The sequence below is a fragment of the Micromonospora sp. 15K316 genome (assembly GCF_004348525.1).
GTDB lineage: Bacteria > Actinomycetota > Actinomycetes > Mycobacteriales > Micromonosporaceae > Micromonospora.
This window is the reverse complement of the sequence record NZ_SMKG01000287.1, coordinates 1-6,340: the sequence shown is the minus strand read 5'-3', so window position 1 is coordinate 6,340 and position 6,340 is coordinate 1. Positions and strand designations below refer to the sequence as shown.

Sequence of the window (6,340 nt, the reverse complement as noted above, 5' to 3'; positions counted from 1 at the left end):
CCCCGGTCACCCCACCCCCGATCACCAGCACGTCGAAGCGCTCCGCGCGAAGTTTGCGCAGGTCGTTGCTGCGCCGATCGGGCGACAGCCGGCCGGCGACGGATCGGGACACGTTGGGGTCACGCACCCGTCCACGGTAACCGCCACGAACATCGGAGGGCACGTCGCAGGGCCGCCCCGCCGGGGTTCCACAGGTCGGCGTCCGGGCGCCGCGCGTCGCCGGGCCGTGCGTGAGCTGTCGCTCGGCGTACTGTTTCTCAATGCCCCAACCCCCGGCGTGGGCCGGCGCCCGCCCGTCGAACGACTCCCCGTCCGGGCCCTGGCCGGTGGTCGGGGCCATCCTGGTCGGCTGCTGGGCCGTCGCGGTGACAGTGCCGACCCAGATCGGCGGCTGGTTCGCCGATCAGCTGCTGCTCGGCCTCGGACGGGACCGGGTCGGCTGGCTCTGGCCGGCGGTGGGCCTGCTGACCGTGCTGCTGGTCGGTACCCCCGCGCTGCTGCTCGCCCTGCTACCCCGCTCGGCCGCGATCCGCGCCGCCGGCCGCACCTGGCTGTCCGGCGTCGTCGTGCTCGGCGCGCTCACGCCGCTGCGGGCGGTTCCGCCGGTGCACCACGAGGTCTACCTCGCCGGGCTCGCCGCGACCGCCGCCCTGGCCGCCCTCGTCCTGGGCCGGCTCGCCCACCGACGGCCGCCCGCCGGTCGTCCGGGCCCGGGCTCGGCCGTCCCGGGTTCGGCCTCTCAGCCGCCGGAACCGGCGGCGGACGCACCGGCCGTCGAGGGCCCCCCGGCCACCGGAGCGGGCGGGGCCGGTCGCCCCGCCCCGGGCCGACGGACGCGCGGTGGGCTGCGGGCCGGGCCGGTCACCCTGCTCGCGATCGCCGCCGGGCTCGCAGTGCTGCTGCCGTGGGCCTGGCTGGGTGCGCTCGGCGGGCTGCTGGAGACGGTGCTCGCCGCGCTGGCCGCCGCGGCGCTCGGCGCGCTGGCCGGGGCGCTGCTCGACGCCGGGTTCTGGTCCCGGATCGCGCCCGGTGAGCCGCCCCGACCGGCCCGGCTGGTGCTCGTCGGTGGCCTGGTCGCCGGCGTGACGCTGGCGCTGCTCGCCGCCGGCGGCGGCCAGTCGGGAGCGCAACTGCCGGCCCTGCTCACCCTTCCCCCGCTCGGTTTCGCGCTGGCCGCGCTGCACGCCGCCGCCCGCCGTCGGCACCCCGCCGGCGCGGGGTCCGCCGCCCCGGTCCGGTGGCTCGTCGGGCTCGCCGCGTTCGGGCCGCTGGCCTTCGCCGACCCGGAGGAGATCACCCTGCTGCTGGGCACCACCCGGGACGTGCCGTTCTGGGTGGCCGTCACCGCCGCCGCCGGGCTCGCCGTGGCGCTGCTCCTCGCGGTCGGGTACGGCGTGCTGCTCGCCCGACCGCACGCGCGCACCCCGAGCCGGCGGACCGCCGCCCTCACCGCCGTGGTGCTGCTGGTGGCGCTCGTCGCGGTGGACCTCGGCCCGGGCCGGCCCGGACTGTACGGCGAACGCCTGCTCGTGGTGCTGCGGCAGCAGGCCGACCTGACGAACCTCCCCACCGCCGGGCCGGGGCGGGCCGGACGCGACGCCCGGGCCCGCGAGGTGTACCGGCGGCTCGTCGACACGGCCGACCGTACCCAGGCGGACCTGCGCCGGGAGGTGACCCGGCTGGGTCTGCGCCCGACGTCGTACTACCTGGTGAACGCGGTAGAGGTCGACGGCGGGCCGGCGGTACGGGCGTGGCTCTCCGGCCGGCCCGAGGTGGACCGGGTGCTGGTGAGCCAGCGGCTGCGCCCGCTGCCCGCACCGGCCGGCATCACCCGGGGCACCGACCCCGCCCCGACCGGTCCGGAGTGGAACATCCGCCGGCTCGGCGCCGACCGGGTCTGGACGGAGCTCGGGGTGACCGGCACCGGCGTGGTCATCGGCAGTTCGGACTCCGGCGTGGACGGCCGGCACCCGGCCCTCGCCCCGGGCTTCCGGGGTGGCGACGACTCCTGGTTCGACCCGTGGGACGGCACCCGTTTCCCCACCGACACCGGTGGGCACGGCACGCACACGATCGGCAGCGCCGTCGGCCGCGACGGGATCGGGGTCGCCCCGGGGGCCCAGTGGGTGGGCTGTGTGAACCTCGACCGCAACCTGGGCAACCCGGCCCACTACCTCGACTGTCTCCAGTTCATGCTGGCGCCGTTCCCGTCCGGCGGCGATCCGTTCACCGCCGGGCGGCCCGAGCGCGCGCCGGACATCCTCACCAACTCGTGGGGCTGCCCGGGGATCGAGGGCTGCGACGCGGGCGTGCTCCGGCCGGCGACCGCCGCGCTCGACGCCGCCGGCATCTTCGTGGCCGCCGCGGCCGGCAACACCGGCCCCTGGTGCGGCTCGGTCGACGACCCGCCCGCGCCGTACCCGGACGTGCTGACGGTGGGCGCGGTGGACGACCGGGACCGGGTCGCCGAGTTCTCCTCGCGGGGGCCGGTGCCCGGTGGCGCCGCGAAACCCGACGTGGTGGCGCCCGGCGTCGGGGTGCGCTCGGCGATGCCCGGCGGCGGGTACGGCACCCTCGACGGCACCTCCATGGCGACCCCCCAGGTGGCCGGGGTGGTGGCGTTGATGTGGTCGGCGAACCCGGCGCTCGTCGGCGACGTGACGCGGACGCGGCAGCTGCTGCGGGAGACGGCCACCCCGGCTCAGCCGACCCACCTCTCCCGCGACCCGTCGGACGGCTGTGGCGGGGACGCGAACATCACCGGCGCCGGGCTGGTCGACGCGTACGCCGCCGTGCGCGCCGCCCGGTGAGGCGACGGGCGGGGTGCTCTTGCGCTGACCCGTACCGGGTGATCTAGGGTCGGCCACCATGGACGCAGAGACCACCGTCGTCGCGCTGACCCCCGAGCTGGCCCCGGCCGTCGTACGGCTCTGCGAGGGGGCGCTGGACCTGCCGGAGGACGCGGCCGAAGCCGCCGCCATCGTGGACACCCTCTGGCTCCGGGCTGCCGGCGACCGGCCCGTCCTCGCCCTCGGCGCCTACCGCGCAACGGAGTTGGTGGGGGTGCTGATCGGCTCGATGCCGGCGGCCGACCAGCGACTCGGGCACGTCGACCTGATCGCGGTCGCGCCGGAGCACCGCCGCCGGGGCGCCGCCCGGGCGCTGCTGGCCGAGGCGGAGCGGCGGTTCGCCGGGCTGGGCGCGACGGAGGTGCTGCTCGCCGGTAACCCGCCGTTCTACGCCTGGCCGGGGATCGACGTCCGGTACACGCCGGCGGTCTGCGCGGCGCTGGCGCTGGGTTACCAGCAGGACCGGACGGCGTGGAACATGACGGCCGACCTGTCGTCCGACGACTCGCCGGCGCTGCGGTCGACGGCGGCCGCGGAGGACCGACTGGCCGGTCAGGGCGTGACGGTACGTGCGGCGACGCCGGCGGATCTGCCGGCGCTGGCCGAGCTCGCCGGGGAGACCTTCGGTGGGACCTGGGCCGCGGAGCTGGCCGGTTCGGTCGGCCGTCCGGGGGCCGGCTGCCACCTCGCCGAACGGAACGGCTCGGTGATCGCCTTCGCGGCGTACGGCTCGTCCCGGCCGAGTTGGTTCGGCCCGATGGGCACGGCCCCGGCGGCCGAGGGCTCGGGGATCGGCGGTGTGCTCCTGCGCCGCTGCCTGCGCGACCAGCGGGCGGCGGGGCACGAATCGGCGCAGATCGGTTGGGTCGGGCCCGTACCCTTCTATTCCCGCAGCGCGGGCGCCCGGATCGAGCGGGTCTTCTTCCTCTACCGCAAGCAGGTGGGGAATTGATAAAAGGGCGAATGGGATATAGACCTAGATAATGCCATTCGCCCTCATCGGCGACCGGCGCCCCCTACCGTTTCGGTAGAGGAGGCAGCCATGACCACGGACGAAGAGAGCGACGACGTCGCGCCCGTCACCTGGACGCCGGTCGGCGATCTCCCCGGGCAACTTCCGATCGACCGGCTGGACTTCGGCGACGCCGAACAGTTGGCGGAGATGGCCGACACCGGGGAACCGGTGACCGAGGAGTCGCTGGAGATGGTGGACGCGCCGATCCAGCTACGCGCCCCGTACGACCGGGCGCAGAAGCGGCGCAACCAACGACCGCTGCCGACCTGACGAGAAGAACGGGGCGGGCCGCTGACGCGACCCGCCCCGTTTCCGAACGGAACCTCAGGACGGACTCAGAAGTCCATCTCCCCGCCGCCCGGGCCAGCCGGGGCGGCCGGGGCCTTCTCCGGCTTGTCCGCCACGACGGCCTCGGTGGTGAGGAAGAGCGCCGCGATCGACGACGCGTTCTGCAGCGCCGAACGGGTCACCTTGGCCGGGTCGATGATGCCCGCGGCCAGCAGGTCCACGTACTCGCCGGTGGCGGCGTTGAGGCCGTGGCCCGGCTCCAGGTTGCGGACGCGCTCGACGACGACGCCACCCTCGAGGCCGGCGTTGACGGCGATCTGCCGCAGCGGGGCGTCCAGCGCGATCTTGACGATCTGCGCGCCGGTCGCCTCGTCGCCGGTCAGGTCCAGCTTGTCGAAGGCGGTCTTGCCGGCCTGCACCAGCGCGACGCCACCACCCGGGACGACGCCCTCCTCGACGGCGGCCTTCGCGTTGCGGACGGCGTCCTCGATGCGGTGCTTGCGCTCCTTCAGCTCGACCTCGGTGGCCGCGCCGACCTTGATCACCGCAACGCCGCCGGCCAGCTTGGCCAGCCGCTCCTGCAGCTTCTCCCGGTCGTAGTCGGAGTCGCTCTTCTCGATCTCGGCCCGGATCTGGTTGACCCGGCCCTGGATCTGCTCGGCGTCACCGGCGCCGTCGACGATGGTGGTCTCGTCCTTGGTCACCACGACCTTGCGGGCGCGGCCCAGCATGTCGAGGCCGGCGGCGTCGAGCTTGAGGCCGACCTCCTCGCTGATGACCTGGCCACCGGTGAGGATGGCGATGTCGGTCAGCATGGCCTTGCGACGGTCACCGAAGCCCGGCGCCTTGACGGCGACCGACTTGAAGGTGCCGCGGACCTTGTTGACGACCAGGGTGGCGAGGGCCTCGCCCTCCAGGTCCTCGGCGATGATCAGCAGCGGCTTGCCCGACTGCATGACCTTCTCCAGGATCGGGAGCAGGTCCTTCACCGACGAGATCTTGCTGTTGGCGATCAGGATGTAGGGGTCGTCGAAGACGGCCTCCATACGCTCCGGGTCGGTCATGAAGTACGCGGAGATGTAGCCCTTGTCGAAGCGCATGCCCTCGGTGAGCTCGAGCTCCAGGCCGAAGGTGTTGCTCTCCTCGACGGTGATGACGCCTTCCTTGCCGACCTTGTCCATCGACTCGGCGATGATCTCACCGACGCTGGTGTCGGCAGCCGAGATGGAGGCGGTGGAGGCGATCTGCTCCTTGGTCTCCACGTCCTTGGCGAGCTTCAGCAGCTCCTCCGAGACGCTGGCCACGGCGGCCTCGATGCCCCGCTTCAGGGCCATCGGGTTGGCACCGGCGGCCACGTTGCGCAGGCCCTCACGGACCAGGGCCTGGGCCAGGACGGTCGCCGTCGTCGTGCCGTCACCGGCGACGTCGTCGGTCTTCTTCGCGACCTCCTTGACCAGCTCGGCGCCGATCTTCTCGTACGGGTCCTCGAGCTCGATCTCCTTGGCGATGCTCACACCATCGTTGGTGATGGTGGGGGCACCCCACTTCTTCTCGAGCACGACGTTGCGGCCCTTGGGGCCGAGGGTCACCTTCACGGCGTCGGCGAGCTGGTTCATGCCCCGCTCGAGGCCGCGGCGCGCCTCTTCGTCGAACGCGATCATCTTGGCCATACGGCGTTGTCCTCCTGGACACTCACGGGCCACCCGAGTGTGTGTCCCGGATGGGCCGCCTGGTGTACGCACCTTGGGACGTCGTCGTCAGGGCGACGACGACGTCTCCTCGGCCGGGCCGGATAGCCCGCGACGACCGGTCACGTGCCACACCAGCGGCTTGTCCCGCCGGTGTGGCCGCGACCCCACCGCCCCGACCTTTGGCACTCGCGGCGTGCGAGTGCCAATACCTTGTTTAGCACTCTCCCATGCCGAGTGCAAGCAGGGTGCTTTCCTCAGCCGAGTTCCGCGGCCAGCCTCGCACTGTTCACCGGGCCTTCCTGGGCACGCTGCTCGGCGTACGTCACCACCAGCCCCACCAGTTGCACGAACTGCACGGGAAGGGTCAGCACCCCGGTGACCGCCAGCACCACGATCGCCCCGATCGCCGTACCCACCGAGCCGAGCGGATCGACGCCGAGCGGCGCGACGGCCGCCCCCTGCAGGCCACCCACCACCAGGCTCAGGACCAGCAGCAC

Annotated in this window: 5 protein-coding genes and 1 pseudogene; 3 read left to right on the top strand and 3 right to left on the bottom strand. The window is 73.8% G+C overall.

The features are described 5' to 3' along the window. Positions 1 to 127: glycerol-3-phosphate dehydrogenase/oxidase (locus tag E1211_RS33600; RefSeq protein ID WP_243709753.1), on the bottom strand; the 127-nt coding region annotated here is incomplete at its 3' end. 133 nt (positions 128 to 260) lie between these two features. Here E1211_RS33600 and E1211_RS29610 point away from each other — a divergent pair. The 3 genes from E1211_RS29610 to E1211_RS29600 all read left to right on the top strand — a co-directional run bounded on the left by E1211_RS29610 (position 261) and on the right by E1211_RS29600 (position 4,134). Beyond that, on the top strand, positions 261 to 2,810 hold the full coding sequence (locus E1211_RS29610; RefSeq protein ID WP_132353121.1) for a S8 family serine peptidase: 2,550 nt from the start codon (positions 261 to 263) through the stop codon (positions 2,808 to 2,810). Positions 2,811 to 2,868: 58 nt separating this feature from the next. After that, positions 2,869 to 3,801 (top strand): GNAT family N-acetyltransferase, encoded by a 933-nt coding sequence (locus tag E1211_RS29605; RefSeq protein ID WP_132353119.1) that lies wholly within the window; start codon positions 2,869 to 2,871, stop codon positions 3,799 to 3,801. Between the two features lie 90 nt (positions 3,802 to 3,891). Further along, complete coding sequence (locus E1211_RS29600; RefSeq protein ID WP_132353117.1) at positions 3,892 to 4,134, top strand: hypothetical protein; 243 nt, start codon at positions 3,892 to 3,894, stop codon at positions 4,132 to 4,134. A 65-nt stretch (positions 4,135 to 4,199) separates the two neighbouring features. On the opposite strand, the gene groL is transcribed toward E1211_RS29600, so the two are convergent. Together groL and E1211_RS32795 are read right to left on the bottom strand one after the other, a co-directional pair. Next, on the bottom strand, positions 4,200 to 5,822 hold the full coding sequence (gene groL, locus E1211_RS29595; protein ID WP_132353115.1) for a chaperonin GroEL: 1,623 nt from the start codon (positions 5,820 to 5,822) through the stop codon (positions 4,200 to 4,202). A 275-nt stretch (positions 5,823 to 6,097) separates the two neighbouring features. Then, positions 6,098 to 6,340 (bottom strand): annotated as a pseudogene (locus E1211_RS32795) (hypothetical protein); the annotation flags it as partial.

Bases quoted from the DNA above. Each gene is read 5' to 3' on its own strand.
- E1211_RS29610 (WP_132353121.1), top strand. From the start codon at position 261: ATGCCCCAACCCCCGGCGTGGGCCGGCGCCCGCCCGTCGAACGACTCC.
- E1211_RS29605 (WP_132353119.1), top strand. From the start codon at position 2,869: ATGGACGCAGAGACCACCGTCGTCGCGCTGACCCCCGAGCTGGCCCCG.
- E1211_RS29600 (WP_132353117.1), top strand. From the start codon at position 3,892: ATGACCACGGACGAAGAGAGCGACGACGTCGCGCCCGTCACCTGGACG.
- groL (WP_132353115.1), bottom strand. From the start codon at position 5,822: ATGGCCAAGATGATCGCGTTCGACGAAGAGGCGCGCCGCGGCCTCGAG.